The organism is Knoellia flava TL1 (assembly GCF_000768675.1).
GTDB classification, from domain to species: Bacteria; Actinomycetota; Actinomycetes; order Actinomycetales; family Dermatophilaceae; genus Knoellia; species Knoellia flava.
The window spans coordinates 180,317-205,603 of record NZ_AVPI01000001.1; the positions used below are offsets into that span (position 1 = coordinate 180,317).

At 72.6% G+C, this 25,287-nt stretch carries 27 protein-coding genes and 1 pseudogene; 15 read left to right on the forward strand and 13 right to left on the reverse strand.

The genetic code is table 11. The features are described 5' to 3' along the window. Positions 1-22: 22 nt before the first annotated feature. On the reverse strand, positions 23-1,144 hold the full coding sequence (gene purM, locus N798_RS00985; protein ID WP_035945453.1) for a phosphoribosylformylglycinamidine cyclo-ligase: 1,122 nt from the start codon (positions 1,142-1,144) through the stop codon (positions 23-25). A gap of 16 nt (positions 1,145-1,160) precedes the next feature. Beyond that, entirely contained in the window at positions 1,161-2,735 is a 1,575-nt protein-coding gene (purF, locus tag N798_RS00990) for an amidophosphoribosyltransferase (RefSeq protein ID WP_035945455.1), read from the reverse strand. A gap of 88 nt (positions 2,736-2,823) precedes the next feature. Between purF and N798_RS00995 the strand changes: the two genes are divergently transcribed. The 6 genes and pseudogenes from N798_RS00995 to N798_RS18565 all read left to right on the forward strand — a co-directional run bounded on the left by N798_RS00995 (position 2,824) and on the right by N798_RS18565 (position 7,439). Continuing rightward, the gene (locus tag N798_RS00995; protein ID WP_035945456.1) at positions 2,824-4,425 is read left to right on the forward strand and encodes a molybdopterin-dependent oxidoreductase; all 1,602 of its coding nucleotides are present in this window, start codon (positions 2,824-2,826) and stop codon (positions 4,423-4,425) included. A gap of 285 nt (positions 4,426-4,710) precedes the next feature. Continuing rightward, a complete protein-coding gene (locus tag N798_RS01000; RefSeq protein ID WP_035945773.1) occupies positions 4,711-5,355 on the forward strand; it encodes a fasciclin domain-containing protein in 645 nt (214 codons plus the stop codon). Between the two features lie 42 nt (positions 5,356-5,397). Further along, positions 5,398-5,991: an ECF RNA polymerase sigma factor SigK gene (gene sigK, locus N798_RS01005; protein WP_188450415.1), complete on the forward strand. Its 594-nt coding sequence runs from the start codon at positions 5,398-5,400 to the stop codon at positions 5,989-5,991. Then, positions 5,988-6,821: an anti-sigma factor gene (locus N798_RS01010; RefSeq protein ID WP_035945459.1), complete on the forward strand. Its 834-nt coding sequence runs from the start codon at positions 5,988-5,990 to the stop codon at positions 6,819-6,821. Before sigK ends, N798_RS01010 begins: the two co-directional genes overlap by 4 nt. 31 nt (positions 6,822-6,852) lie before the next feature. After that, positions 6,853-7,023: pseudogene (locus N798_RS18945) on the forward strand (NAD(P)H-binding protein); the annotation flags it as partial. A gap of 47 nt (positions 7,024-7,070) precedes the next feature. Further along, complete coding sequence (locus N798_RS18565; protein WP_229708514.1) at positions 7,071-7,439, forward strand: Rossmann-fold NAD(P)-binding domain-containing protein; 369 nt, start codon at positions 7,071-7,073, stop codon at positions 7,437-7,439. 159 nt (positions 7,440-7,598) lie between these two features. On the opposite strand, the gene N798_RS01025 is transcribed toward N798_RS18565, so the two are convergent. The 3 genes from N798_RS01025 to N798_RS01035 are packed head-to-tail and all read right to left on the reverse strand — an operon-like array spanning position 7,599 to position 9,100. Beyond that, positions 7,599-7,844 carry a hypothetical protein gene (locus N798_RS01025; RefSeq protein WP_035945464.1) on the reverse strand — a complete coding sequence of 82 codons (246 nt, stop codon included), beginning with the start codon at positions 7,842-7,844 and terminating at the stop codon, positions 7,599-7,601. A 10-nt stretch (positions 7,845-7,854) separates the two neighbouring features. Beyond that, complete coding sequence (locus N798_RS01030; protein WP_035945465.1) at positions 7,855-8,715, reverse strand: LLM class flavin-dependent oxidoreductase; 861 nt, start codon at positions 8,713-8,715, stop codon at positions 7,855-7,857. Position 8,716: 1 nt separating this feature from the next. Beyond that, positions 8,717-9,100, reverse strand: a complete 384-nt coding sequence (locus tag N798_RS01035; protein ID WP_035945466.1) for a sterol carrier family protein — start codon at positions 9,098-9,100, stop codon at positions 8,717-8,719. A gap of 181 nt (positions 9,101-9,281) precedes the next feature. Here N798_RS01035 and N798_RS01040 point away from each other — a divergent pair, with 181 nt between their 5' ends. Both N798_RS01040 and N798_RS01045 read left to right on the forward strand, forming a co-directional pair. Continuing rightward, positions 9,282-11,027 (forward strand): bifunctional metallophosphatase/5'-nucleotidase, encoded by a 1,746-nt coding sequence (locus tag N798_RS01040; RefSeq protein ID WP_035945467.1) that lies wholly within the window; start codon positions 9,282-9,284, stop codon positions 11,025-11,027. 68 nt (positions 11,028-11,095) lie between these two features. After that, positions 11,096-11,896, forward strand: a complete 801-nt coding sequence (locus N798_RS01045) for a spermidine synthase (protein WP_156971562.1) — start codon at positions 11,096-11,098, stop codon at positions 11,894-11,896. A gap of 27 nt (positions 11,897-11,923) precedes the next feature. Here N798_RS01045 and N798_RS01050 read toward each other — a convergent pair whose 3' ends face one another. Next, positions 11,924-12,652 carry a hypothetical protein gene (locus tag N798_RS01050; RefSeq protein WP_035945470.1) on the reverse strand — a complete coding sequence of 243 codons (729 nt, stop codon included), beginning with the start codon at positions 12,650-12,652 and terminating at the stop codon, positions 11,924-11,926. A gap of 84 nt (positions 12,653-12,736) precedes the next feature. Between N798_RS01050 and N798_RS01055 the strand changes: the two genes are divergently transcribed. Beyond that, positions 12,737-13,339, forward strand: a complete 603-nt coding sequence (locus tag N798_RS01055; RefSeq protein WP_035945472.1) for a hypothetical protein — start codon at positions 12,737-12,739, stop codon at positions 13,337-13,339. Positions 13,340-13,346: 7 nt separating this feature from the next. Here N798_RS01055 and N798_RS01060 read toward each other — a convergent pair whose 3' ends face one another. After that, positions 13,347-13,559 (reverse strand): hypothetical protein, encoded by a 213-nt coding sequence (locus N798_RS01060; protein ID WP_035945474.1) that lies wholly within the window; start codon positions 13,557-13,559, stop codon positions 13,347-13,349. Between the two features lie 73 nt (positions 13,560-13,632). On the opposite strand from N798_RS01060, the gene N798_RS01065 reads away from it, so the two are divergent. After that, entirely contained in the window at positions 13,633-14,097 is a 465-nt protein-coding gene (locus N798_RS01065; protein ID WP_035945477.1) for a MarR family winged helix-turn-helix transcriptional regulator, read from the forward strand. Positions 14,098-14,193: 96 nt separating this feature from the next. Here N798_RS01065 and purL read toward each other — a convergent pair whose 3' ends face one another. From purL to soxR, 6 genes are all read right to left on the reverse strand, one after another. Further along, complete coding sequence (purL, locus tag N798_RS01070) at positions 14,194-18,105, reverse strand: phosphoribosylformylglycinamidine synthase (RefSeq protein ID WP_035945480.1); 3,912 nt, start codon at positions 18,103-18,105, stop codon at positions 14,194-14,196. A gap of 62 nt (positions 18,106-18,167) precedes the next feature. Then, positions 18,168-18,479 carry a type II toxin-antitoxin system PemK/MazF family toxin gene (locus N798_RS01075; RefSeq protein ID WP_035945482.1) on the reverse strand — a complete coding sequence of 104 codons (312 nt, stop codon included), beginning with the start codon at positions 18,477-18,479 and terminating at the stop codon, positions 18,168-18,170. Continuing rightward, positions 18,479-18,730, reverse strand: a complete 252-nt coding sequence (locus N798_RS18840) for a ribbon-helix-helix domain-containing protein (RefSeq protein WP_035945483.1) — start codon at positions 18,728-18,730, stop codon at positions 18,479-18,481. Before N798_RS18840 ends, N798_RS01075 begins: the two co-directional genes overlap by 1 nt. Positions 18,731-18,779: 49 nt before the next feature. Further along, positions 18,780-19,454: a class I SAM-dependent methyltransferase gene (locus N798_RS01085; protein WP_229708512.1), complete on the reverse strand. Its 675-nt coding sequence runs from the start codon at positions 19,452-19,454 to the stop codon at positions 18,780-18,782. Positions 19,455-19,457: 3 nt separating this feature from the next. Further along, positions 19,458-20,333 (reverse strand): phosphoribosylaminoimidazolesuccinocarboxamide synthase, encoded by an 876-nt coding sequence (locus tag N798_RS01090; RefSeq protein WP_035945484.1) that lies wholly within the window; start codon positions 20,331-20,333, stop codon positions 19,458-19,460. Positions 20,334-20,364: 31 nt separating this feature from the next. After that, positions 20,365-20,817 carry a redox-sensitive transcriptional activator SoxR gene (gene soxR, locus N798_RS01095; protein ID WP_035945485.1) on the reverse strand — a complete coding sequence of 151 codons (453 nt, stop codon included), beginning with the start codon at positions 20,815-20,817 and terminating at the stop codon, positions 20,365-20,367. Between the two features lie 54 nt (positions 20,818-20,871). Between soxR and N798_RS01100 the strand changes: the two genes are divergently transcribed. The 5 genes from N798_RS01100 (at position 20,872) to N798_RS01120 (ending at position 25,284) form a co-directional block, all read left to right on the forward strand. Further along, entirely contained in the window at positions 20,872-22,317 is a 1,446-nt protein-coding gene (locus N798_RS01100; protein ID WP_052116782.1) for an MFS transporter, read from the forward strand. Positions 22,318-22,378: 61 nt separating this feature from the next. Then, the gene (locus tag N798_RS01105; RefSeq protein ID WP_035945486.1) at positions 22,379-22,966 is read left to right on the forward strand and encodes a biotin transporter BioY; all 588 of its coding nucleotides are present in this window, start codon (positions 22,379-22,381) and stop codon (positions 22,964-22,966) included. Between the two features lie 22 nt (positions 22,967-22,988). Continuing rightward, positions 22,989-23,684 (forward strand): energy-coupling factor ABC transporter ATP-binding protein, encoded by a 696-nt coding sequence (locus N798_RS01110; protein WP_035945487.1) that lies wholly within the window; start codon positions 22,989-22,991, stop codon positions 23,682-23,684. Next, complete coding sequence (locus N798_RS01115; protein ID WP_035945489.1) at positions 23,684-24,292, forward strand: energy-coupling factor transporter transmembrane component T family protein; 609 nt, start codon at positions 23,684-23,686, stop codon at positions 24,290-24,292. The genes N798_RS01110 and N798_RS01115 overlap by 1 nt, the downstream gene beginning before the upstream one ends. Positions 24,293-24,516: 224 nt before the next feature. Beyond that, complete coding sequence (locus tag N798_RS01120) at positions 24,517-25,284, forward strand: hypothetical protein (protein WP_156971563.1); 768 nt, start codon at positions 24,517-24,519, stop codon at positions 25,282-25,284. Positions 25,285-25,287: the final 3 nt, after the last annotated feature.

The following is a 25,287-nucleotide window of genomic DNA, read 5'->3' on the forward strand; positions in this document are numbered from 1 at the left end:
CCCGTGTCCTGAGGTCGGCTGCTCAGGCCGGGTGGTCGCCGACGACCTGGACCGAGCCGCCGTCGACACCCTTGGCGCCACGCACGACCTCGACTCCGTCCTCGACCCGGGCGTCCTCGAGCGCAGTGACCTCGCCCATCGCCCAGGCGGCGAGCCCGCGGTCGGCGAGTGTGCGCACGGCGAGGTCGATCTGGTCGGCGGGCAGCATCGCGACGAACCCGACGCCCATGTTGAGGGTGCGCTCGACGTCGGCCTGCGGCACGTTGCCGAGGCGCTGGACGGTCGTGAAGACCGGTGGCGGGGTCCACGTCGCGCGGTCGACGCGGGCGAAGACGTCGGACGGCAGGACACGCGCGAGGTTGGCGGCGAGCCCCCCGCCGGTGACGTGCGAGAGCGCGTGGACGTCGACACCGTCGGTGCGGATGAGGTCGAGCAGGTCGCGCGAGTAGACGCGGGTCGGCTCGAGCAGCTCTTCGCCGAGGGTCCGGCCGAACTCGTCGACGTGGCGGTCGAGCTCCCAGCCGGCGTGGGCGACGACGCGGCGGACGAGCGAGTAGCCGTTGGAGTGCAGGCCAGAGCTGGCGATGCCGAGGACGACGTCGCCCGGGCGCACCCGCTGCGGGCCGAGGACGTCGGCGTACTCGACGACGCCGGTGGCCGCGCCCGCGACGTCGTACTCGTCGGGGTCGAGCAGGCCCGGGTGCTCGGCGGTCTCGCCGCCGACGAGGGCGACACCGGCCTGCTCGCACGCGCGCGCGATGCCGCCGACGATGGCGGCGATGCGCTCCGGCACGACCTTGCCGGTCGCGATGTAGTCGGTCATGAAGAGCGGCTCGGCGCCGCAGACGACGATGTCGTCGACGACCATGCCGACGAGGTCGAAGCCGATGGTGTCGTGCTTGTCGAGCGCCTGGGCGATGGCGACCTTGGTGCCGACGCCGTCGGTGCTCGTCGCGAGGACCGGCCGGTCCATGCGAGCGAGGGCGCTGGCGTCGAACATGCCGGCGAAGCCACCCAGCCCGCCGAGGACCTCGGGTCGGGTCGCCCGGCGGACGTCGGCCTTCATGAGCTCGACGGCCTTGTCACCCGCCTCGACGTCGACTCCGGCCGCGGCATACGTGATCTGTTCGCCCTGGTCGCACACGTCGGTCAGCCTAGGGTCAGGGCCGGCGGACGGCCTCGGCCGCCCCACCGGAGGCGGTGACGGACACGCGGTCGACGTCGAGCGTGCCGGCATCGGTCGGGTCGACGCCGGCGGCGTCGACCGGGAACTCGAGCTCGAGCAGCCCCTTGCCCAGCCGGTCGGCCGACGGCAGCTCGACCGGGTAGACGCCGGTGAAGCACGCGGTGCAGAGGCGCTCGGGCTCCTGCTCGGTCGCGGCGATCATCCCCTCCTCGGAGATGTAGCCGAGGGAGTCGGCGCCGATCGAGTTGCAGACCTCCTCGACCCCGATGCCGGTGGCGATGAGCTCGGCGCGGGTCGCGAAGTCGATGCCGTAGAAGCAGGGCCAGCGCACCGGCGGCGACGAGATCCGCACGTGCACCTCGGCCGCACCGGCCTCCCGGAGCATCCGGACGAGCGCGCGCTGGGTGTTGCCGCGCACGATCGAGTCGTCGACGACGACGAGGCGCTTGCCCTTGATGACCTCCTTGAGCGGGTTGAGCTTGAGGCGGATGCCGAGCTGGCGGATCGTCTGCGAGGGCGCGATGAACGTGCGGCCGACGTAGGCGTTCTTGACGAGCCCCTGGCCGTAGGGGATGCCCGACTCCTGCGCGTAGCCGATCGCCGCGGGCGTGCCCGACTCCGGCGTCGGCATGACGAGGTCGGCGTCGACGGGGTGCTCGCGGGCGAGCGCCCGGCCCATCTCGACCCGGGCCTCGTGGACGACGCGGCCGTTGATCGTCGTGTCGGGGCGGGCGAGGTAGACGTACTCGAAGACGCAGCCCTTGCGGTCGGTCTCGGCGAAGCGCTGCGAGCGCAGGCCGTCCTCGTCGATGGCGATGAGCTCGCCGGGCTCGACCTCGCGGATGAACGAGGCACCGACGATGTCGAGGGCGGCGGTCTCCGAGGCGACGACCCAGCCCCGCTCGAGGCGACCGAGGACGAGGGGACGGATCCCCTGGGGGTCGCGGGCGGCATACAGGGTGTGCTCGTTCATGAAGACGAAGCAGAACGCGCCGCGCAGGCGCGGGAGGACGTCGAGGGCGGCCGTCTCGACCGTGCGGTCGGGGTCCGCGGTGAGGAGGGCTGTGACGAGCGCCGTGTCGGTCGTGTTGCCACGGCCGAGCTCGCCCGGGTGGCGACCGTCGCCGCTCACCTCCTCGACGAGGTCGCGCAGCTCGGCGGAGTTGATGAGGTTGCCGTTGTGGGCGAGCGCGAGGGTGCCGCCGTCATGGCCACCGAGGGTGGGCTGGGCGTTCTCCCACGTGGAGCCGCCGGTCGTCGAGTAGCGGCAGTGCCCGATGGCGAGGTGACCCTTGAGCGAGCCGAGCGAGCGTTCGTCGAAGACCTGCGAGACGAGGCCCATGTCCTTGTAGACGAGGAGGCGGCGGCCGTCGCTCGTGGCGATGCCGGCGGACTCCTGGCCGCGGTGCTGGAGGGCGTAGAGCCCGTAGTAGGTCAGCTTGGCGACGTCCTCGCCGGGGGCCCAGACGCCGAAGACCCCGCAGGCGTCCTGCGGGCCCTTCTCGCCGGGCATGAGGTCGTGGGTGAGTCGTCCGTCTCCGCGTGCCACACTCCAAGTGTCCCACGACTCCGCGGGACCCCGGCGGCGGCCGCACTCCCGACCCATCCGCCGCGGGCTCGGCACCGAATGGCTTGCCATGGACGCTTCCGTTCCGACGTCGCACCCGCGCTGGCCGTATGCCGTCAGCGGCCTGCTCGCCGCGGCCGCCGGTGCCGCCGCCGGTCACCTCGTGGCCGCGTTCGTCGCGCCCGAGGCGTCCCCCGTGCTCGCCGTCGGTTCGCAGGTCATCGACGCGACCCCGACGCCCGTCAAGGAGTGGGCGGTGCGCACGATGGGCACCGCCGACAAGCCGATCCTCATCGGCAGCGTCACCGTCGTCACCCTTCTGCTCGCCGCCGCCGCGGGCCTCGTGTCCCGCACGCGCCCGCTGGTCGGCCGGCTCGTCATCGTCGGGCTCGCGACCCTCGCCGCGGCCGCTGCCGTGCTGCGGCCCACCGCCGGTCAGCTCGACGTCGTCCCCGGGCTCGTCACGGGCCTCGTCGGCGTCGGCGTGCTCACGCTCCTGCTCGGGCTCGTCGCCCGGCGCGAGACCGCCGTGGTCGCGTCCGGGCGGACCGGCGCCGCCTCGGCACCCGAGAGCCCGACCGACCACAATGCCCGCGCCACCGGCGAGGAGGTGTCGACCGGCCGCCGGAGCTTCCTGCTCGGGGCAGGTGCCACCGCGGTCGGCGCGGCCGCCGTCGGCGCAGTCGGCCAGAAGCTCACCGCCGACGCCATCGCCCCCTCGACCATGACGCTGCCGGCGCCTGCCCAGACGCTCGCGCCGCTGCCCGCGGGGATCGAGGGCACGGTCAAGGGAATCGTGCCGTGGCGCACCCCGAACAAGGACTTCTACCGGATCGACACCGCGTTGGTCATCCCTCGGGTCGACGTCGACTCGTGGGAGCTCACGATCGACGGCGAGGTCGACTCACCCTTCAGCATCGACTTCGCCGAGCTCTCCTCGATGGACCTCGTCGAGAAGGACATCACGATGTGCTGCGTGAGCAACGAGGTCGGCGGCGGCTACATCGGCGGCGCCCGCTGGCTCGGCGTGCCTGTCCGGCAGCTGCTGGAGCGCGCGGGCGTCCGCGGCTCGGCCGACCAGATCCTCAGCACCTCCGTCGACGGCATGACGATCTCGACGCCCGTGCAGGCACTCACCGACGACCGCGACGCCCTGCTCGCCATCGGGATGAACGGCGAGCCGCTGCCCCGCCGCCACGGCTACCCGGTGCGCCTCGTCACGCCGGGCCTCTACGGGTTCGTCGGCTCGACGAAGTGGGTCGAGCGCCTCACCGCGACGACGTATGCCGCCAAGAAGGCCTACTGGACCGAGCGCGAGTGGGCGACCGACGGCCGGATCCTCACCCAGTCCCGCATCGACACCCCGCGCGGGCTCGCCAACCTCCGCCCCGGCCGCAACGTCATCGGCGGCGTCGCCTGGGCCCAGGGCCGTGGCATCGCCAAGGTCGAGGTCCGCATCGACGACGAGCCGTGGCGCGAGGCGACGCTCGGGCCCGACGCCAACATCGACTACTGGCGGCAGTGGTTCCTCGAGTGGGACGCCAAGGCCGGCCGGCACGAGCTCACCGTCCGCGCCACCGACCTCACCGGGGCCGTGCAGACCGAGCAGCGCGCCGAGCCGTTCCCCCGGGGCGCGACCGGCTGGCACTCGATCCCCGTCCTCGTCGACTGACGACACCCAGGCGGGCCCGTCCCGCCCTCCCCCGCCGCCCCTTCGCTTGCGTCCGCAACTCTGGTGGCCAGGTCGTCACCTTGCCGGACGCAAGGAGTGCCCCTCTCCTTGCGTCCGCAACTCTGGTGGCCAGGTCGTCACCTTGCCGGACGCAAGGGTGAGTCGCGTCCGAAGGTGGGCGGACGGCATACCGAAGAAAGCTCGAAAAAGGTTGGGCCAGAGCCCATCCGACTCGCGAGCGGCACCGAACAACGGGTGTCATCCACCCCCATGAAGGAGACGATCATGAAGCTCACGCACCGTCCCGCAGTCCTCGCCCTGGCCCTCGCGCTCCCGCTCGGCCTCGCCGCCTGTGGCAGCTCGGACGACAGCACCGACACCGCGGCCAGCTCGTCGACCTCGGAGTCCATGAGCCCGTCCGCGAGCGCCTCCGAGTCCCCCTCGGGAGACATGATGGGCGAGCCGTTCGGCGCCGCCTGCAGCCAGGTTCCCGCCAGCGGCGCCGGCTCGTTCGACGGCATGTCGACCGCACCGGTCGCCACTGCCGCGAGCGCCAACCCGCTCCTGTCGACGCTCGTCTCCGCGGTCAAGGAGGCCGGCCTCGTCGACACCCTCAACGGCGCTCCCGAGCTCACCGTCTTCGCGCCGACGAACGACGCGTTCGCCAAGGTCCCGAAGGCGACGCTGGACGCCGCGATGGCCGACCCGAAGGGTCTGCTCACCAAGGTGCTCACCAACCACGTCGTCGAGGGCAAGATCAGCCCCGACCAGCTGGCCGGTGACCACAAGACCCTCGGTGGCGGCACGATCACGGTGGCCGGCAGCGGCGAGGACTTCACCGTCGGCGAGGCCAAGGTCGCCTGCGGCAACGTCCAGACCGCCAACGCGACCGTCTACATCATCGACGGCGTCCTGCTCCCGGCCTCCTGACCGACGAGCACCCGAGACAGGACGTAGGCGATCATGGTCCACATGGCAGCGGTCGGCGACGAAGGAGACCCCTCGCCGACCGCTGCCGTGGGACCGGACCTCGCCGGCCTGCTCGGTCGGTCGGCCCGGGGGGACGAGGCGGCGTTCGCCGAGCTCTACGACGCCACCGCGGCCCGGGTCCACGGGCTCGTCGTCCGGGTCGTGCGCGACCGGGCGCAGAGCGAGGAGGTCACCCAGGAGGCCTTCCTCGACATCTGGCGCCACTGCACCCGCTTCGACTCCTCCAAGGGGTCGCCGCTCGCCTGGATGCTCACGATCGCCCACCGCAAGGCCGTCGACCGGGTCCGCTCCGCCGAGGCGAGCAAGGCCCGCGAGGTCACCTACGAGGTGACGACCGCAGAGCGCGAGCACGACTCGACGCTCGAGAAGGTCGAGGTCCGCCTCGACCAGGAGCGCGTCCGCCGCGCGCTGGCCTCGCTCACCGACACCCAGCGAGGAGCTGTCGAGCTCGCCTACCTCGGCGGACACACCCACACCGAGGTGGCTGCCCTCCTCGGCATCCCGCTCGGGACGGCGAAGACCCGGATACGGGACGGACTCATCCGACTTCGAGACACCCTGGAGGTGACGGCATGAACCCTGACACGCACGCGCTCGCAGGCGCGTATGCCGTCAACGCCGTGACGGAGGAGGAGCGACGCTCCTTCGAGCTGCACCTCGGTCAGTGCGCGGACTGCCGCGCCGAGGTCGCCGAGCTGCGCGCCGCTGCCGCCACCATCGCGGCGGACGTCGAGCTGCCTCCCCCGCCGGCGCTGCGCGCGTCGGTCCTCTCCGCCGTGGCCCAGACCCGCCAGCTCTCCCCGCTCGAGGAGACCGAGGCGCCTGCTGCCGCTCCTGCCGCGACACCGGCCCCCGACGGGGCGCCGTCCCCGGCCGAGGGGTCCCCGGCTCCGGTCGATGCGCCGGTGGGTGCACCCCTTGACGGCTCGGCGGGTGTCGACGAGCTCGCCGCACGGCGTCGCAACCGGCTGCGTCCCTGGCTCGCGGCCGCCGTCGCCGCCGCCGTCCTCACCGTCGGTGGCCTCGTCTGGCAGCCGTGGCGCGACGACGCCCCCCCGCAGCTCACCGCCACGGAGCAGGTGCTGCAGGCCGACGACGCCCAGCGCCTCGAGCTGCCGATGGGCACCTCCGAGGTCGTCCTCGTCCGGAGCCCGTCGCACAAGCAGGCGGTCTTCGTTGCCGACGCCATGCCGAGCCCGCCATCGGGCAAGGCCTACCAGCTGTGGTTCGACGTCCCCGGGCAGGGCATGGTGAGCGCCGGCATGATCCCCACGACGGGGTCTGCCGTCACGGTCATGCTCGAGGGTGACGCCTCGACCGCCACCGGCGCCGGCATCACGCTCGAGCCCGAGTCGGGCTCGGAGCACCCCACGAGCGCCCCGGTCGCCCTCTTCTCGTTCGCCTGACCGCCGCCTGGCGCGGTGGACAATGGGCGCCATGCGATACGCACTCACCGGCGCCACCGGGTTCGTCGGCGGCGAGCTCGCCCGCCAGCTCGTCGAGGCCGGGCACGACGTCGTGGCGCTCGTCCGCACGCCGGGCCGGGCCACGGCCCTGAGCGCGCTGGGTGTCGATCTCGTCGAGGGCGAGCTCGACTCCGACAAGGCGCTCGACCGGCTGCTCGCCGGCGCCGACGGGCTCTTCCACGTGGCCGGTTGGTACAAGCTGGGGAGGACGTCGCGCGTGGCCACGTCCTCGCGATGGAGCGCGGGGTCGCGGGCGAGGACTACATGCTCGCCGGTGAGCCGGCCACCCTCTCCGAGCTGCTGGGGCAGGTGGCCGAGGTCGCCGGGACGAAGCCACCGGTGCCCCTCCCCGCCTCGGTCGTCCGGATCACCGAGCGGGTCCTGCGGCCCGTTGCCGGCGCCCTGCGACTGAGCGGCACCTACCACCCGGAGTCGCTGCGAGCGGCGCTGGCGAGCTACACCGGCACGCGGGCGAAGGCCGAGCGCGAGCTGGGATGGACCTGCCGCCCGCTCTCGGAGGGCCTCACGCAGACGGTGGTCGCCCTCCGCGCCCGCTGAGCGCGAGACTGAGGCCGACCAACGCCACCGCCGGGCCCACGACCGCCCAGAGGGTGACGCCCGACATCACACTGCCCCCGAGCACGCCCACGCCCTGCAGGAACCAGACGAGACCGACGACGACCAGCACGAGGCCCAGGACCAGCCGCGTCCGCGTGCTCATCGGTTGCGGCGCTCGGAGATCGTCTCGATGAGCACGGACACGCCGGCTGCGAGCAGACCGACGACGATGGCGCCGAGGATGCCGAGGTAGCCGACCGCCGTCGACGTCGAGTACTCACCGGCGGTGGTGCGCGCCGACGACTCGAGGCCGCGGTAGACCCCGAAGAAGGCACCCAGCGCGAACCCCAGGACGGCCCCGACGACGAGGACACGGAGGTGGTTGGGACGGCGGATCTCGTTCACGCCCCCAACGCTACTTCGCGTGCGCGGCGGCGACGACACCGGAGGCAACGGCTTCGAGGGTCGCGAGCGAGCCGGCATACGGGGACTCGGCCCTGGGCCAGTGGGTGATGGTGTCGGTGAAACCGAGCTCGGCGGCGCGGCCGGTCATCTCCTCGTAGAGGCCGGCCGACTCGAGCGAGAACCGCGGTGATGCGTCGAGGAGCAGGTAGCGGTCGTGCCCGCCCGTGCCCTCCAGTCCGTCGAACCGCTCGACGAGACCGGTGACGCCCTCCCACCACTGGTCGAGCGTCTCGGCGCCGCGCACCCCGGTCGTCACCCAGCCCTGGCCGAAACGGGCCGCGAGCCGCAGCGAGCGCGGCCCGTTGGCGGCGACGACGAACGGCACCCGGTCGCGAACGGGTCCGGGCAGCGTGCGGGCGTCGCGCACGGCGTACCACTCGCCGTCGTGGTCGACGTGGTCCTCGCGCAGCAGCCGGTCGAGCAGCGGGACGTACTCGTGGAAGCGGTCGACCCGCTCCTTGACCGTGTGCGAATCGCCGAGCACCTCGGAGTCGAGGTCACCGCCGGTGCCGAGCCCGCAGAGCAGGCGCCCGCCGGACAGGTCGTCGAGGGCGAGGACGTCACGGGCGAAGACGTAGGGGTGGCGGTAGTTCGGCGACGTGACGAACGTACCGAGCCCGATCGTCGACGTCACGCCGGCCGCCGCGGCGAGCGTCGGCACCGCCGGGAACCACGCGCTGTCGGGCAGCCCGCCCCACACGAGGTGGTCGTAGACCCATGCGTGCGCGAAGCCCAGCTCCTCGACCGCGCGCCACCGTGGCCCGGCCTCGCGCCAGGGTGCGTCGGGAAGGATCGAGATCCCGTGTCGCACGTCAGGTCACCTTCTCGGGGTCGGGGAAGAGCGGGAGGTATGCCGTGAGGTCGGCTCGCGTGCCACTCACCCGCAGGCGTCCCTCACCGGCCGCCGCGGCCGGGTCGAGCGTGCCGACGACGAGCGCGAGCCATGTCGCGGCGTCGGTCTCGATGACGTTGGGCGGGGTGCCGCGGCGGTGCTGGAGGCCCTCGATGCACTGGACCACGCCGAACGGGGGCACCCGCACCTCGACACTGCGTCCGGGGGCTCGGGCGCCGAGCTCCTCGAGCGAGAACCGCACCGCCGTCGCCGTCGTCGTGCGGTCGGCGCCCTCGGGGTCCCCCACCCACGAGGCGAGGGCCGCGCGGCCGGCGGTGACGGGCACACGGCGACGGGACGGCATACGGGCATCGTAGGGCGGCGCACCGACGGTCCCGGACGACCACCGTTTCCCGTGATGTCAAAAAAAGTTATGGAAAGGGTGCAGACGCCGTCGGCATTGTCGGGCAGCATGGGCCGGGTTGCCGAGCCCCTGCCGGTGACGACGCGCTCACTCACCCGGAGTGGCCGAACCAGGAGTTGGCATGACGATCACCACCAGGCGCCGGGTCGGCGCAACCGTTCTGGCGGCGGCCTGCGCCGCAACCCTCGCGGCGGCGCCCGCGAGCGGCGACACCAAGGCCAAGCCCAAGGGCAACCCCAACCTCACGACGGTGCAGCTGCTGTCGTTCAACGACTACCACGGTCACCTCGAGGCGACCGACCCGAAGCTCACCCCTGCCGAGGACCCGAGCCAGACCGCCGTCGGTGGGGCCGAGCACCTCTCGACGACGCTGACCAACCTGCGCGCCAAGGTCGGCGAGAAGTCGAGCCTCACCGTCGCGGCGGGAGACCTCATCGGCGGTTCGCCGTTCCTCTCCGGCATGTTCCACGACGAGCCCGCGGTGGAGTCGCTCAACGAGATGAAGCTCGACGTCAGCTCCGTCGGCAACCACGAGTTCGACGAGGGCACCGACGAGCTGCTCCGCATGCAGAACGGCGGCTGCCACCCGACCGACGGCTGCTACTTCCCGGAGGCGCCCTACGCCGGTGCCGACTTCCAGTGGCTCTCGGCCAACGTGGTCCGGAAGGACAACGGCGACACCCTCCTGCCCGGCACGTCGGTCAAGACCGTGAACGGTGTCAAGGTCGGCTTCATCGGCATGACCCTCGAGGCCACGCCGACACTCGTCAGCCCCGCTGGCGTGTCCTCGGTCGACTTCCTCGACGAGGTCACGACCGCCAACGCACAGGCTGCGGCCCTGAAGAAGCAGGGCGTGAAGTCCATCGTCGTCCTCCTGCACGAGGGCGGCTACCAGACCGGCACCATCAACGACTGCAACGGCATCTCGGCCCCGATCGCCCAGATCGCCGCCCAGATCACTCCCGAGGTCGACCAGATCATCACGGGTCACACGCACCAGGCCTACATCTGCTCGCTTCCCGACCCGGCGGGCAACGACCGCCTGGTCACGAGCGCGCACGACTACGGCCGGACCGTCACCGAGACGACGCTCGTGATCAACACCAAGAGCGGCGAGGTCATGCGTGACCGATCGACCGCCACCAACCACCTCGTCGCCCGGACGGCTCCGAAGGACGGCGCGATCACGCAGATCATCGACAAGTGGAACACCCTTGCCGGCCCGCTCAAGGCGCAGGTCGTCGGCACCCACACCGAGGACATCCTCGGCGACTCCGGCGGCAACCGCGGCATCGAGACGCCGATGGCCGACGTCGTGGCCGACGCGATCCTCGCCGGCACCGACGGTGCCAACGAAGGTGGCGCCCAGATCGCCTTCATGAACGTCGGAGGCGTCCGCGAGGATCTGCCGATGAAGCCGAAGTACTCCGAGGCACCCGGCCAGATCACCTACGCAGAGGCGTTCGACGTCGCTCCGTTCAACAACCTGCTCGTGAGCCTCGACCTCACCGGTGACCAGATCCGCCAGGTCCTCGAGCAGCAGTATCAGCCGGTCGCCGCTCGAGGTTCGCGCCCGATGCTCGCGCTCGGGGTGTCCGAGGGCTTCACCTACACCTGGGACGCCACGCAGCCGCAGGGCTCGCGCGTCGTCAACGGCTCGATGGCCCTCAATGGGACGCCGATCGAGGCGACGAAGACCTACCGGGTCGGGACGCTCAGCTTCCTCGCCGATGGTGGGGACCTCTTCACCGCCTTCACCGGTGGCAAGAACCGCATCGGAGGCCCGGAGGACCTCGGCAACCTCGTCGCCTATTTCGGTGCCAACCCCGGCATCACCGCTCCGGCCAGCCGGATTGCGGGGCTCTGACCCGCCTCCCTGCACGATCCACGCACCCCCCGCGCCACGTCGGCGCGGGGGGTGCTTGGCTGTGGGGCGTGACCGACGAGCCCGTCTTCGAGCAGGACGGCGACGTCACGTGGATCAGCGTCGGCGGCCACGCCCAGTCGGCCGTCTGCCTCGACGACCCGACGCTGCTCGTCTTCGAGTACGTCCAGCAGCTCGCCCTCGCCGTCGACGCGGTCTTCGCCCCGCCCGCTCCGCTGCGCGTCACCCACGTCGGTGGCGCCGGGCTGACGCTGGCGCGGTGGATGCAGGTCACCCGACCGGGATCGCCGCAGATCGTCCTCGAGCCCGACGTCGCCCTCACCGAGGCTGTCCGGCGCGAGCTGCCGCTGCCCCGCGGGCACCGCATCCGGGTCCGACCGCAGCGTGGCGAGGACGGCGTCTCCGGGCTCGCCTCCTCGAGCGCGGACCTCGTCGTCCTCGACGCGTATGCCGGCGGGCAGGTCCCTGCCTCCCTCACCACCGTCGAGTGGTTGGGCGAGGTCGCGAGGGTCCTCGCGCCCGGCGGCCTCCTCCTCGCGAACCTCGGTGACCGACCCGGGCTCAGGTATGCCGCACGCGTCGCCGCGGGTGCCCGGGAGGCCATGGGCGCGGGTGCGCGGACGGCATACGTGGGGTTGCAGGGGGTGCTCAAGGCGAAAGGTTTCGGCAACGTCGTCCTCGTCGCGTCACGCGACGAGCTGCCGGTCGACGACCTGCGGCGGGCGGCGGCGCGTCAGCCGCTGCCGACGGGGGTGGTCCCGCCGAGCGAGGTGGTGGCGCGGAGCGCGGGGGCGCAGCCGTTCAGCGCGGCGTCCGGCGACACCGCCATGTCGCCCGCCCCGCCCGACTGACCCTGGCGGCGTCGCGACTCGGGAGGGTCAGTGCGGCGGCCGGAAGTCCTCGGGCGACCAGTCGCGGGAGTAGTCGACTGGGGCATCGATCCCCGGGTCGTCCCGGACCTCGCGGGCGCTGCGGGACGAGCCCACGGGCCCGGTGTCGTCACCGTCCCCCGAGTCCTCGTCCTCGTCCTCGTCCTCGACCTCGTCGGCCGACTCGTCCGCGTCGTCGGGCAGCGGCCCCGAGCGCAGCCACCACAGGGTCGCCACGGCCATCACGCCCAAGGCGGCGATGAGGATCGAGACGTTGCCGAGGAGCAACGGGGTCACGGACTGCGGACCCAGGTAGCCGCTGGCTCGGCTGGCGCTGTCGTCCGCCGTGAGGACGTAGAGGTGCGCGAGGAAGAGCACGACGACGGCGACGAGAACCACCACACCAGCGCCGAGGACCTCCCAGCGGAGCGATCCCAACCGCGCCGACGCCGCCTTCCGGTGGAATGCGGCGACCGCAGCGGCCAGCAGCACGGAGGCGAGCAGCGCCTGCATGGGCAGCGGTCGGTAGCCGGTCTCGAACACCATGAGCGTGATGCGAGTCGCGAGGTCCATGCCCAGGTCCGTGGGCGTGCCGTCCTCGCCGAAGGACTGCCCCGTCTGCTGCCACATGATCCGGGCGACCAGGCCGAGCCCGATCGCCACCAGCACCGCGGCCGCTGCCAGCAGGCGGGCGGTCACCCCGACAAGCCGCTCGGTCGACATGGCGCGCAGGTCCATGGGCCCCCTCCCCTCGGCGCGGACGCTCCGCACCTGGGCCACAGGTTAGGCGTCATCCGGCGGCTGGCGTCGTAGCCTCGCGCCATGGATGACGAGCTCGACGAGACGCAGTGGACCGATGCCGCCCGTGAGAGCTACGCCGCGAGCGCCGAGGCGCTCATCGCCGAGATCCGGCGGCACGTCGAGCTCACCACCGGGCGCGAGGGTCGTCAGCGCGAGCTCGGCCCCTGGTTCGAGTCCGCCGAGGAGGTCCACGAGGCGGCCGTCGCCTTCACCCACGCCGAGCTCGACTGGTGCGGCTCGACCTCGATCAAGGTGCGCATCGACGAGGACGACTGGGATGACGACGAGGACGACGACGAGGAGGACGAGGAGGTGGGCGACGTCCTGTCCGTCGTGGGCCGTTGGGACTTCCGGGTGACCGACCCGGAGGCGTTCGTCGAAGCGGGGCGCCGGGCCTACGCCGAGGCGTGGCCGGACGACACCGCCGAGGACGCCGAGATCGCGGTGCCGGACGTCGGCGCCGCGGTGGCCGCACTCATGCACCCGCCGACCCTCGACCAGCTCGAAGGCGCGGAGGGGCTCGACATGGCGATGGTGTGGGCCGAGACCTACCTCCACGACGGGTCCGAGACCGACGAGGAGGACCCGTTCGCCATCGTCCACGAGTCACGGCGCAGGGGATGAGGTGGGCTCAGGCAGCGTCTGCCGTGCGTGCGCTCGCCTCGCGTGCCTCACGCTCAGCACGCGCGGCCTCGACCTTGGCCTGACGGCGCCGCTTGAGGCGCATCTGCGGGTCGTCGCCGGCGCCGAGCTGGGCCGGTCCGAAGACCTCCCACATGGCGTACTGGATGCGGTAGCCGATCCGGTAGCCCAGCGACAGGCCCTCGTTCTCGGGCTTGGCCATCGACTCCCACTTCCTTCGTGCACTTATGGTTAGTACACTCAGCATAGCCCACCCGACCACTAGGATTGCGACCGTGACGACGTCGAAGACCTCCACGGCCACCGCGGGCACCGACCTGCTCGCCCTCGACCGCCAGGTCTGCTACGCCCTCGCGGTCGCCTCGCGCAACGTCATCGCGCTCTACAAGCCGCTGCTCGAGCCGATGGGCCTGACCCACCCGCAGTACCTCGTCATGCTCGCGCTCTGGGAGGAGACCCCGCTCACCGTGAGCGAGCTCGGCCGCCGCGTGAGTCTCGAGCCGGGCACACTCTCGCCCCTGCTCAAGCGGCTCGAGGCCGGCGGGCTCATCACCCGAGAGCGTGACCCACGCGACGAGCGCGCCCTCGCCGTCTCGCTCACCCCCGCGGGTGCCCGGCTGAGGAGGCGTGCCGAGAAGGTCCCGCCGGCCATCCTCGACCGGCTCGGCATGGAGCTGTCCGAGCTCGAGGACCTGCGCGACGGACTCACCCGCCTCATCACCGCCGCCCGCGCCCAGTAGCTCGGGTCGCGAGCCGGGTTGGCGCTCGCGAGCCGCTTCGAGGCGGCTCGTGAGCGAGAGAGCGGCTCGGGAGACGGCCGCTCCTCCGCCGAGGGGTCAGCCGACGAACGTGCGGGCGTTGCGGAACATGCGCAGCCACGGCGACTCGTCCTCGACCCGCCCGCTCGTCCACGACATCTGCGCGTTCCGCTGCACCCGCTCGGGGTGCGGCATCATCGCGGTGAACCGGCCGTCCGGCGTGGTCACTGCCGTGAGCCCGTCCGGTGAGCCGTTGGGGTTGTGCGGGTATGCCATGGCAACCGACCCGTCGCCCGTCACGTAGCGCGCCACGCGCTCCACCGCGGCTGCGTCACCGCGGGCGGAGAAGTTGGCGAAGCCCTCGCCGTGCGCGACGGCGATCGGCAGGTGCGAGCCCGCCATCCCCGACGTGAAGATCGACGGCGAGTCGAGCACCTCGACGAGCGAGAGCCGCGCCTCGTACTGCTCGGACCGGTTGCGGGTGAAGCGCGGCCACGCCTCGGCACCGGGAATGAGGTCGGCGAGGGCGGCGAACATCTGGCACCCGTTGCAGATGCCGAGCCCGAAGGTGTCGCCGCCGTGGAAGAACTCGTGGAACTGCTCGGTGAGCGCGTCGTTGAAGAGCACCGACCGCGCCCAGCCCTCACCGGCGCCGAGGGTGTCGCCGTAGGAGAAGCCGCCGCACGCGACGAGCCCGACGACGTCGGAGAGCGACGCGCGCCCGGTCTGGAGGTCGGTCATGTGGACGTCGAGCGTCTCGAACCCGGCCCGGTGGAAGGCGTAGGCCGTCTCGACGTGCGAGTTCACGCCCTGCTCACGCAGGATCGCGACGCGGGGCTTGGCACCGAAATTGAGGAACGGGGCAGCCACGTCGTCGGTCGGGTCGAAGGTCGTCGACACCCGGAGGCCCGGGTCGTCGTCGGCCCCGAACGCTGCGTGCTCCTCGTCGGCGCACTCGGGGTTGTCGCGCAGCGCGGAGATCCGCCATGACACCTCGTCCCACGCCTGGGCGAGGTCGCGCAGCGGCTCGTCGACCTCGACACGGCCGTCGACGTTGACGGTGAGCCGGCGCTCCGGGTGCGTGCCGCCGACGACCGTGGCGAGCTCGCCGACACCGGCCGCGATGAGGACCTCGCGGACCTCGCCCACCGAGGCTGCGGGCACACCGAGGACGGCGCCGAGCTCCTCGGTGAAGAGTGCCTCGACCGAGTCGACCGACACCTCGACCCCCATCCCGCTCGCGAACGCCATCTCGCACACGGTCGCCCACAGGCCGCCGTCGGAGCGGTCGTGGTAGGCCGACACCAGCCCGCGGGAGCGCAGCTCGTGCACGGCCCTGGCCAGTGCGACGAGGCGGGCCGGGTCGTCGAGGTCGGGCACCTCCCCGCCGAACGCGCCGGACACCTGGGCCAGCATCGACCCGCCGAGCCGGTTCGCGCCGGCGCCGAGGTCGATGAGCACGAGGGCCGAGTCCGCTGCGAGCTGGGGGGTGAGCGTCCCGCGCACGTCGGGCAGCGCGGCGAACGCCGACACGACGAGCGAGACCGGCGACGTGACCTGCTTCGCCTCCCCGGAGGCCGGGTCCGTCCAGCGGGTGCGCATCGACATCGAGTCCTTGCCAACCGGCACCGAGATGCCGAGGGCGGGGCACAGCTCCATCGCGACGGCGTGCACGGTGTCGTAGAGCGCGGCGTCCTCACCGGTCTCGCCCGCGGCGGCCATCCAGTTGCACGAGAGCTTGACCGACGACAGCGACGCGATCGGCGCCGCGATGAGGTTCGTCAGCGCCTCGCCGACCGCCATCCGCCCGGAGGCGGGAGCGTCGACCGAGGCGAGCGGCATACGCTCCCCCGACGTCATGGCCTCACCCGCGAAGCCGGCGTGGTCCGCGAGGGTGACCGCCACGTCGGCGACCGGGACCTGCCACGGTCCGACCATCTGGTCGCGGTGCGTGAGCCCGCCGACCGTGCGGTCGCCGATCGTCACGAGGAAGCGCTTGCTCGCGACGGTCGGGTGACGCAGGACCGCGTATGCCGTCTCGCGCACGTCGATGTCGCCCAGGTCGAGCGCGTCTCCCGTCCACGACACGCGCTCGACGTCGCGGGTCATCCGCGGCGGCTTGCCGAGGAGGACCTCCATCGGCATGTCGATCGGGACGTCGTCGTCGGAGTCGCCGGCGACGACCAGCTGGGCGTCGTCGGCCGCGACGCCGATGACCGAGAGTGGGCAGCGCTCGCGCTCGGCGAACGACTCGAGCAGCTCGAGCGACTCGGGCGCGATGGCGAGGACGTAGCGCTCCTGGCTCTCGTTGACCCAGATCTCCTTGGGCGCGAGGCCGGACTCCTCGAGCGGCACCGCCGAGAGGTCGAAGCGGGCACCGAGACCGGCGTCGTCGACGAGCTCGGGGAAGGCGTTGGACAGCCCGCCCGCGCCGACGTCGTGGATCGCGAGGATCGGGTTGTCCGAGCCGAGCGACCAGCACGAGTTGATGACCTCCTGCGCGCGCCGCTCCATCTCGGGGTTCCCGCGCTGCACGGAGTTGAAGTCGAGCTCGGCGGCGTTGTCGCCGGAGGCCATCGACGAGGCGGCGCCACCGCCGATGCCGATGCGCATGCCCGGCCCGCCGATCTGGATGAGCAGGGTGCCGGCGGGGAAGCGCACCTTCTCGGTCTGGTCGGCGCTGATCGAGCCGAGGCCACCGGCGCTCATGATCGGCTTGTGGTAGCCGCGGCGCACGCCGTCGACGGTCTGCTCGTAGACCCGGAAGAAGCCACCGATGCCGGGGCGTCCGAACTCGTTGTTGAAGGCCGCGGCCCCGATCGGGCCCTCGACCATGATGTCGAGCGGGCTGGCGATGTGGTCGGGCGCGCCGTAGGGGTTGGTCTCCCACGGCTCCGAGGTCCCCGGCAGGTGCAGGTTCGACACGACGAACCCGGTGAGCCCGGCCTTCGGCGCCGAGCCGCGCCCGGTCGCCCCCTCGTCACGGATTTCGCCACCCGCCCCCGTCGCGGCGCCGGGGAACGGCGAGATCGCGGTCGGGTGGTTGTGGGTCTCGACCTTCATGAGGACGTGGACGTCCTCCTCGCGCGCGACGTAGGGCGTCGGCCCGTCACCACGCTCGGGCAGCCAGCGCTCGACCCGCCGGCCCTGCATGACCGAGGCGTTGTCCTTGTAGGCGACGACGGTCCCCTCGCCGGCGACCGACTCTGTGTGCCGGATCATCCCGAAGAGGCTGCGCGTCTGCGGCTCGCCGTCGACGACGAAGTCGGCGTTGAAGATCTTGTGCCGGCAGTGCTCAGAGTTGGCCTGCGCGAACATCATGAGCTCGACGTCGGTGGGGTTGCGGCGCAGCCCGGTGAACGCGTCGACGAGGTAGTCGATCTCGTCGTCGGACAGAGCCAGCCCGTATGCCGTGTTCGCACCTTCCAGCGCGTCGCGGCCGCCGCCGAGCACGTCGACGTGCTCCATCGCCTCGGCCTGGCGCTCCTCGAAGAGCGCGGCGGCCGCCTCGCGGGTCGGGAGGGCGGTCTCGGTCATCCGGTCGTGCAGGACGGCGGCGACGGCGGCCCAGCGCTCACCGCCAGCGGGGTCGGCATGGTTGCCGAGCCCGACGCCCTCGACGGTGAACTCCGTGACGCGCTCGACCCGGCGGACGTCGATGCCGCAGTTGTGCGCGATGTCGGTCGCCTTGCTCGCCCACGGCGAGATCGTGCCGAGGCGGGGACCGACGACGACGGTCGTCCGCGGAGCCTCGGAGGGCGACGGGACGGCATACGGGTCGCCGTAGGTGAGGAGGCGCTCGACCGTGGCGCGCCCTGTGTCGTCGAGGGGCTGCTCGCTCGCAACCCAGTGGACGAACCGGGCGCTCACACCGGTGATGCCGGAGTCAACCGCCCGCAGGCGGGCGAGGAGGGCCGCGGCCCGGAAGGGTGAGAGAGCGGACCCCCCTTCGACGGTCGTCAGGGCGAGGTCGTGCGTCGAGACAGGCACTCTGGGTTCTCCGAACGTGTGCGGCCGGGCCGGGTCACAGGCTACTGGCCCTTGGTCGGACCTCAGACCACCGGATCAGCGAGGTCGAAGGCGCGCGACACCGCGGTGGCCAGCTCCTGCTCCTGCTCGGGCAGGAGGAACCCGACCAGACGCCCCACGGCGCCGACCTCGGTCGTCTGGATGTTGTCGATCGACACCGCGCACGGGTGGTCCAGCCCGTTCCTCGGGCCGACGGGGATCTCGGTGAACCCGCCTCGCACCGTGCTCGTGATCGGCGCCACCGTGACCTTCGTGAGGTGGGGGCGGGCCGTCTCTCGGGTGAGGATGACGGCTGGACGTGGTTTGTCCAGCTGGACGATGTGGATCGGGCGCATCAGTCGAGATCGGGATATGTGCGGTTACGCGACCACTCCGCGAGCCCCGCCAGGTCGTCATCCTCGAGGGCTCCCGCGGCCTTCTGCGCCATGAGCCGCTGGACTTCCTCGGCATACAACCTCCGGCGCAGCTCGCGCTCGAGGGCGGACTCGACCAGCTCAGCGCGGCTGCGCGCCTGCCCGGACTTCACCTGGTCGTCGAGGAAGGCGACGAGGCGGTCGTCGATGCGGACGGAGATCTGCGTGCTCACGCACGAATGGTATCGCCACCGGGTGACAGAGTGAATCCCAAAGGCACGGTCAGCGCGTGAGGACCGCCCGCCAGCAGGGGTAGTCCGTCAGCGACCCGTCGGCGACGACCTCGACCTCGCTCAGCCCGTGGCTGGCGAAGAGGGACACGTCCTCGGCGGTGAGGAGCCACGGCGGCCCCGAGCCGTCGTCGTCGGGCTGCAGGACGCCCTGGACCGCCACGAGCGTGCCGCCGGGCGCGACGAGGTCCGCGATGGCCCCGACGGTCCGGTCGCGCAGGTCCCGCGGCAGGGCCTGGACGGTGTAGACGTCGACGACGAGGTCGAAGGCCCGGTGCCAGTCCTGCGGCAGGTCGAAGAGGTCGGCCGTGAGGTAGACGACCTGGGTGTCCGGGTGGCGCCGGCGGGCCGTGCGGATCGCCGTCGGCGAGAGGTCGAAGGCGGTCGTCTCGAACCCGAGGGACGCGACGTGCTCGGCGTCGGCGCCGAGGCCGCAGCCGACGACGACCGCCCGACGTCCCTCGCCGCGCACGCCGTGCTCGCGCGACCAGGCGGCGAGGAGCGGCTGCGGGTCGTCGTGGTCCCACGCCATCGTCACCTCGCCGGACTCGCCGGCGGCATAGAGCTCCTCGAACCAGCTCGTCGGGTCACCCCGCTCGATGCTCGCCTGTGCGAGGCGGTCCGCCTCCTGCTGCCAGCGGCGCGGTTCGGAGCCTTGGCGGGTCATGGGTCAGAACGTCCGGCCGGTGAGGCGCTCGTAGGCCTCGACGTACTTCGCCCGGGTCCGCTCGACGACGTCGGCCGGCAGTGCGGGCGGCGCGTCGCCGGAGGTCTTGTCCCAGCCGCTCTCGGCGGACAGGAGCCACTCGCGCACGAACTCCTTGTCGAAGCTCGGCTGAGGGTGGCCCGGCTCCCACTGGTCCGCGGGCCAGAAGCGGGACGAGTCCGGGGTGAGCACCTCGTCGGCGAGGACGAGGGCACCGCCGGCGTCGACGCCGAACTCGACCTTGGTGTCGGCGATGAGGATGCCGCGCTCGCCGGCGATCTCGTTGCCGCGGGCGAGGATGCGGGTCGTGAGGTCGCGCAGCTCCTCGGCGCGCTCAGCGCCCACCTCGCCGACGACGGCCTCGAAGGACATCGGCTCGTCGTGCTCGCCCACGGGCGCCTTCGTCGACGGGGTGAAGAGCGGCGCGTCGAACCGGTCGCCGTCGCGCAGGCCCTCGGGCAGCGCGAGCCCGCTCACGGTGCCATCGGCGAGGTACTCCCGCAGGCCGCCGCCGGTGAGGTAGGCCCGGGCCACGCACTCCACCGGCACCATCTCGAGCCGCTGGACGAGCACCGCGCGACCGGCGACGATGTCGGGCACATCGGTCGACACGACGTGGTTGGGCACGAGGTCGGCGAGCTGGTCGAACCACCACAGCGACAGCTGGGTGAGCACGGCGCCCTTGTCGGGGATCGGCGGGTCGAGGATGAAGTCGAAGGCCGAGATCCGGTCCGAGGCGACAAGGAGCAGCTGGTCGTCACGCCCGTCCGGGACGTAGAGGTCGCGGACCTTGCCCGAGTAGAGGTGGGTGAAGCCGGGGATCTCGAGCGGCGTCGTCATGCCTGCGATTCTGGCAGCCTCGGCCCCGCCGTCACTCCCGGGCAGCGGCCGGCCAGCGCTGGGCGCCCGGGCCGTCGGCGGCGTGGGCGTCCTCGGGGTTGTAGATCGGGCAGCTCGTCATCGACAGGCAGCCGCAGCCGATGCAGCCGGTGAGCCCGTCGCGCACCTCGACGAGGGCGTCGATGCGGGCGGTGAGGGCGGCGTGCCACACCTTGGAGAGCCGGGCCCAGTCGCCCTTGGTCGGCGGGTGGTCGTCGGGCAGGGTCGCGAGCGCCTCACCGATCTCGCCCAAGCTGAGACCGAACCGCTGGCCGGCGCGCACGACCGCGATCCGGCGGAGCACATGCCGTCCGTAGCGGCGGTGGTTGCCGGCGTTGCGCACGCTCGCGATGAGCCCGCGCTCCTCGTAGAACCGGACCGTCGGGACCGAGACGCCGCTGCGTGCGGCGACTTCACCTATGGGCAGCAGGTCGTTCTTGTCCACGCCCGCAGCCTACGACTTGATCTCAGGTGCGCTTGAGATATCAGGATGCCCGGCATGACCTCGACGGCCGCCGTGCCGACCCCCGCGCCTCCCGGAGGGTCAGCTCCCGCGGCCGCACCTGAGCGCGCCGAGCGCCTGCTCAGCGCGCGACACCTGCCGGTGGCGGTCGGCATCATCGCCCTCGTCACCCTCGGCGCCTTCGAGAACCGGGCTGTCATCAGCATCATGCCGACCGCCACCCGGGCCCTCGATGGGCTCGCGTGGTTCGGCGCCGCCAACGCGGCCTCGATGGTGACCTTCATGGTGGCCGTCGTCGTCGCCGGCCGCTGGGTCGACCGCGTCGGGGCGCGCACGGTCCTGCTCACCGGGCTGGGGACGTTCGCTGCCGCCCAGGTCGTCACCGCGGCTGCCCCGTCGATGGCCGTGCTCCTCCTCGGGCGCGGGCTCTCCGGCATCGCCGAGGGGCTCATCGACGTCTCGACGCTCGTCTTCGCCGCCCGGGCACTGCCCGAGCACCTGCGCGCCAAGGTGTTCGCGACCTTCGCCGCCGCCTGGATCCTGCCGAGCCTCCTCGGCCCCGGGGCCGCAGGTGCGGCCGAGGCGCTCGTCGGCTGGCGGCTCGTCTTCCTGCTGCCGACCGTCCTGCTCGTGCCCGCACTCCTCCTGCTCCTGCCCGCGCTGCGCCGCAACGTCCGGCACGACGACGGCCAGGCCACCAGAGCTGCGGACGCAAGCCCGACGCCGGCGCCGCTCGCCCCGGCCATCGGGCTCGCCACGGCCGTCGCCCTGCTCAGCATCGGCGGTCCGCTCGCCTTCGATGGCGGGGACCACCGGCTCGCCGGGCTCGTCGCCCTCGCGGTCGGCGGACTCGCCCTCGTCGCCACGGTGCGCGCAGCGCTGCCGCCCGGGACGCTCACGGTGGCACGCGGCATACCGGCAGTGGTCGCGCTGCGCACGCTCCTCGTCGTCGCGTTCGGCGGCATCGGTGGCTACCTGCCTCTCATGCTCGACGTCACCCACGACGTCGGGCCGGCGCTCGCGGGCATCAGCCTCAGCGTCACCGGCGTCTTCTGGGCCGTCGGCTCGGCGGTCCACAGCCTCGACGCCGTCCAACGACGCCTCGACGCCGCGGCCCGGGTCCGGCTCGGCCTCGCGCTCATCGTCGTCGGGGGGACCGGCCCGCTGCTCATCGCGCTCGGCGTCCTCGGGCTCGTGCCGGGGCTCGTCGGGTGGGCGCTCGCCGCGACCGGCATGGGGCTCTCCTCCCCCAGCCTGGCGACGGAGATCTTCACCCTCGCCGAGCCGCACGAGCAGGGGCAGGCAACCGCCGCGTCGCAGATCGGCGCGAGCCTCGGCAGCGCGCTCACGACAGCCGGCGGGGGCGCGCTCATCGCCGCCCGCCACGACACCCTCGACGGAGGGGTCTTCGCGCTACTCATCGGTATCTCGATCGCGGCCGCCGCGACGGCCCTCACTCTCACGCACCGGCTGCGCGCGTAGGTCGTTCCCGTGGGCGGATGCCCCTGCCGCAAACCGCTGGCGGGCTGGCACAGTACGACCCATGCTCTCGTCCCGTGACCTGTCCCTCGTGGCCATCTTCGCCGGCGTCATCGCCGCGCTCGGCCTCGTCCCGGCCGTCTCGCCCTTCGGTGGCGCCGTCCCCATCACCGCGCAGTCGATGGGCATCATGCTCGCCGGCGCCATCCTCGGCGCGCGCCGCGGCGCCCTGTCGGTGCTGCTCTTCCTCGCGCTGGTCGCCATCGGGCTGCCGCTGCTCTCCGGCGGGCGTGGAGGCCTCGGTGTCTTCGCCGGGCCAAGCGTCGGCTACCTCGTGGGCTTCCCCGTCGCGGCCTTCCTCGTCGGCCTGCTCACCGAGCGCGTCGGCCGCCCCTACCGGGTCCACCTCGGCGTCATGGCCAACATCCTCGGCGGCGTCCTCGCCCTCAACGTCCTCGGCATCATCGGCATGGCCGCAGTCCTCGGCGTCTCGCTCGTCAAGGCCACGACCCTCGCCGCCGTCTTCATGCCCGGCGACGTCGTCAAGGCCGTCCTCACCGCCGTCGTCGCCGCGGGCGTCCACGCCGCCTACCCCGGCCTCATCCCGGCGCGCCGCGAGCAGCCCGCCACCCCGGACCGCGTCTCCGCCTGACGCTCCACCGAGCCACCCTTCCGTGCCCGAGATCCGCGTCGCGTCCGTCAGCCACTCCTTCGGCGACGGCGCGACGCGGCGACCGGTCCTGCGCGACGTCGACGTCACCCTCACCGAGCACCGCATCGGGGTCGTCGGGGCCAACGGCTCGGGCAAGTCGACCTTCGCCCGCCTGCTCAACGGCCTCGTCCACCCGGACTCGGGCACGGTGACGGTCGACGGCCGCGACACCGTCCGCGACGGCCGCGAGGTCCGCCGGCGCGTCGGCTTCTGCTTCACCGACCCCGACGCCCAGATCGTCATGCCGACCGTCGCCGAGGACATCGCCTTCGGGCTGCGCCGCCGCGGTCTCACCAAGGACGAGGTGCGCGCGCGCACCCAGGGTGCGCTCACGGCATACGGGCTCGAGGGTCACGCCGACCACCCGGCCCACCTGCTCTCGGGCGGGCAGAAGCAGCTCCTCGCGCTCGCCAGCGTCCTCGTCACCGACCCCGACCTGCTCGTCCTCGACGAGCCGACGACCCTGCTCGACCTGCGCAACGCCGAGATGGTCCGGCGGCTCGTCGACGGGCTCTCGCAGCAGGTCGTCCTCGTCACCCACCACCTCGACCTGCTCGACGGCTTCGACCGCGTGCTCGTCTTCGACGACGGTCGCGTCGTCCACGACGGCACGCCCGCCGACGCCGTCGCGGCCTACCGCTCGCTCGTCGCCCGCTGATGCCCGTCACCGCGGTCCCGCTCTACCTCCCCGGCGCCTCACCGGTCCACCGGCTCGGCGCCGGACCCAAGCTGCTCCTCCTGCTCGCGACGGGCGTGACCCTCGCCGTCTGGCGCTCGCCGTGGCAGGTCGCCGTCGCGCTCGGAGCCGTCCTCCTCCTGTATGCCGTGGCGCGCCTTCCCTTGCGCGTGCTGGCCCGGCAGGTGGTCGCCCTCGCCTGGGTCGCCGTGCCGCTGCTCGCCTTCCAGTGGGTGTTCGCGTCGTGGCGGACGGGAGTCGGGGTCGTCGGCTCGTTCGTCACGCTCGTCCTGCTCGCCGGGCTCGTCACGTTGACGACGCGAACGACGGCCATGGTCGACGCCGTCGTGCGGGTGTGCGGGTGGCTGCGGAAGTTCGGGGTCGACCCCGAGCGGGTGGGGCTCCTGCTGGCGCTGGGCATCCGGTCGGTGCACGTCGTCCTCGGGCTCGCGCAGGAGGTGCGCGAGGCGCAGCACGCGAGGGGGCTGCGGTCGAGCCCACGAGCGTTCGCCGTGCCGCTCATCGTCCGGTCGCTGCGACACGCCGACCGGCTCGGCGAGGCGCTCAGCGCCCGCGGCGTCGACGACTGAGTGCCGCGCGGCTGGGCGGGCCCGGACCGGCTCAGGCGATGCCGAACGCGGCGAGGACCTGCGCGTCACAGTCGAGGGTGATGCCGAACACGGGTGCGCGTGTCATGGCGACAACCTCCGACCGGGCACCGACGATCGCTCCGGGTATCTGGAGTGGCTCCCCCACCTCCTGAGAGGTGCAGGACCACCCCTACAGAACCCATGCCCAGAACGGGAGCACGACCATGAGCGAGACCGCGAGCACGTCGGCCACCCCGGCAGCCGTCACCCCGACGACCACACCCACGGCGACATCCACGCCGACTCCCATCAGCGCGGCCCGGGTCCGCGCCTGCCTCGTCAGCGCGCAGATGTGGGCGCGCGAGCTGCCCCGCTACGCCAACTGGCAGCAGAGCAAGGCCGACTGGTGGTCCCTCGCCGCGGGCATCCTCGCGGCCGTCACCGGGCTGTCGGTCTTCCCCGTCCTCGACGACACCTCGACGACGACGGAGAAGGGCATCGTGGCGCTTGGCGCCCTGCTGTCGAGCATCTGCGCTCTCGTGCCCAGGGTGAAGAACTACGGCGAGATGGCCGGGCAGGCCCGCGAGCTCTCGACGACCTACGGCCCCCTCGTCGGGCGGCTCCTCGACAGCCTCGTCCAGGCGGAGGCAGGGACAGCGGACCAAGGCTCCCTCCGGGCCGTCATGGACGACTTCGACAGGGCCAAGGCGCGCAAGGACACCCTGCGCTTCCTCGGCCGCGAGAGCGCGCGCGCCGCGGACCGCACCCGGGCGGAGGAGCGGGTCGCCGCGCTCGTGCCCCAGACACTCCAGGCACCCGCAACGCCGCCAGACGGCACGCCACCACGGTCGACGCCCTCCACCTCCGACGGGTCACCCACCCCACGCGCCACGCGGGTCGACGGCCACCGCACCGTCAACATCGCGCTCTTCCAGTTCCCCGCGCGGGGGCCGGTCCCTGCGTCGGATGCCGGTGCGCCACGGCCTGTCTAGGGT

What these genes read in the sequence shown, in the direction of transcription:
- sigK (WP_188450415.1), top strand. Translation starts at nt 5,398, where the DNA reads ATGGCAGCGGTCGGCGACGAAGGAGACCCCTCGCCGACCGCTGCCGTG.
- N798_RS01100 (WP_052116782.1), top strand. Translation starts at nt 20,872, where the DNA reads ATGACCTCGACGGCCGCCGTGCCGACCCCCGCGCCTCCCGGAGGGTCA.
- N798_RS01050 (WP_035945470.1), bottom strand. Translation starts at nt 12,652, where the DNA reads ATGGACCTGCGCGCCATGTCGACCGAGCGGCTTGTCGGGGTGACCGCC.
- N798_RS00995 (WP_035945456.1), top strand. Translation starts at nt 2,824, where the DNA reads ATGGACGCTTCCGTTCCGACGTCGCACCCGCGCTGGCCGTATGCCGTC.
- N798_RS01040 (WP_035945467.1), top strand. Translation starts at nt 9,282, where the DNA reads ATGACGATCACCACCAGGCGCCGGGTCGGCGCAACCGTTCTGGCGGCG.
- N798_RS01085 (WP_229708512.1), bottom strand. Translation starts at nt 19,454, where the DNA reads ATGACCCGCCAAGGCTCCGAACCGCGCCGCTGGCAGCAGGAGGCGGAC.
- N798_RS01010 (WP_035945459.1), top strand. Translation starts at nt 5,988, where the DNA reads ATGAACCCTGACACGCACGCGCTCGCAGGCGCGTATGCCGTCAACGCC.
- N798_RS01055 (WP_035945472.1), top strand. Translation starts at nt 12,737, where the DNA reads ATGGATGACGAGCTCGACGAGACGCAGTGGACCGATGCCGCCCGTGAG.
- N798_RS01000 (WP_035945773.1), top strand. Translation starts at nt 4,711, where the DNA reads ATGAAGCTCACGCACCGTCCCGCAGTCCTCGCCCTGGCCCTCGCGCTC.
- N798_RS01115 (WP_035945489.1), top strand. Translation starts at nt 23,684, where the DNA reads ATGCCCGTCACCGCGGTCCCGCTCTACCTCCCCGGCGCCTCACCGGTC.
- N798_RS01090 (WP_035945484.1), bottom strand. Translation starts at nt 20,333, where the DNA reads ATGACGACGCCGCTCGAGATCCCCGGCTTCACCCACCTCTACTCGGGC.
- N798_RS01075 (WP_035945482.1), bottom strand. Translation starts at nt 18,479, where the DNA reads ATGCGCCCGATCCACATCGTCCAGCTGGACAAACCACGTCCAGCCGTC.
- N798_RS01105 (WP_035945486.1), top strand. Translation starts at nt 22,379, where the DNA reads ATGCTCTCGTCCCGTGACCTGTCCCTCGTGGCCATCTTCGCCGGCGTC.
- N798_RS01035 (WP_035945466.1), bottom strand. Translation starts at nt 9,100, where the DNA reads ATGCCGTCCCGTCGCCGTGTGCCCGTCACCGCCGGCCGCGCGGCCCTC.
- N798_RS01060 (WP_035945474.1), bottom strand. Translation starts at nt 13,559, where the DNA reads ATGGCCAAGCCCGAGAACGAGGGCCTGTCGCTGGGCTACCGGATCGGC.
- N798_RS01120 (WP_156971563.1), top strand. Translation starts at nt 24,517, where the DNA reads ATGAGCGAGACCGCGAGCACGTCGGCCACCCCGGCAGCCGTCACCCCG.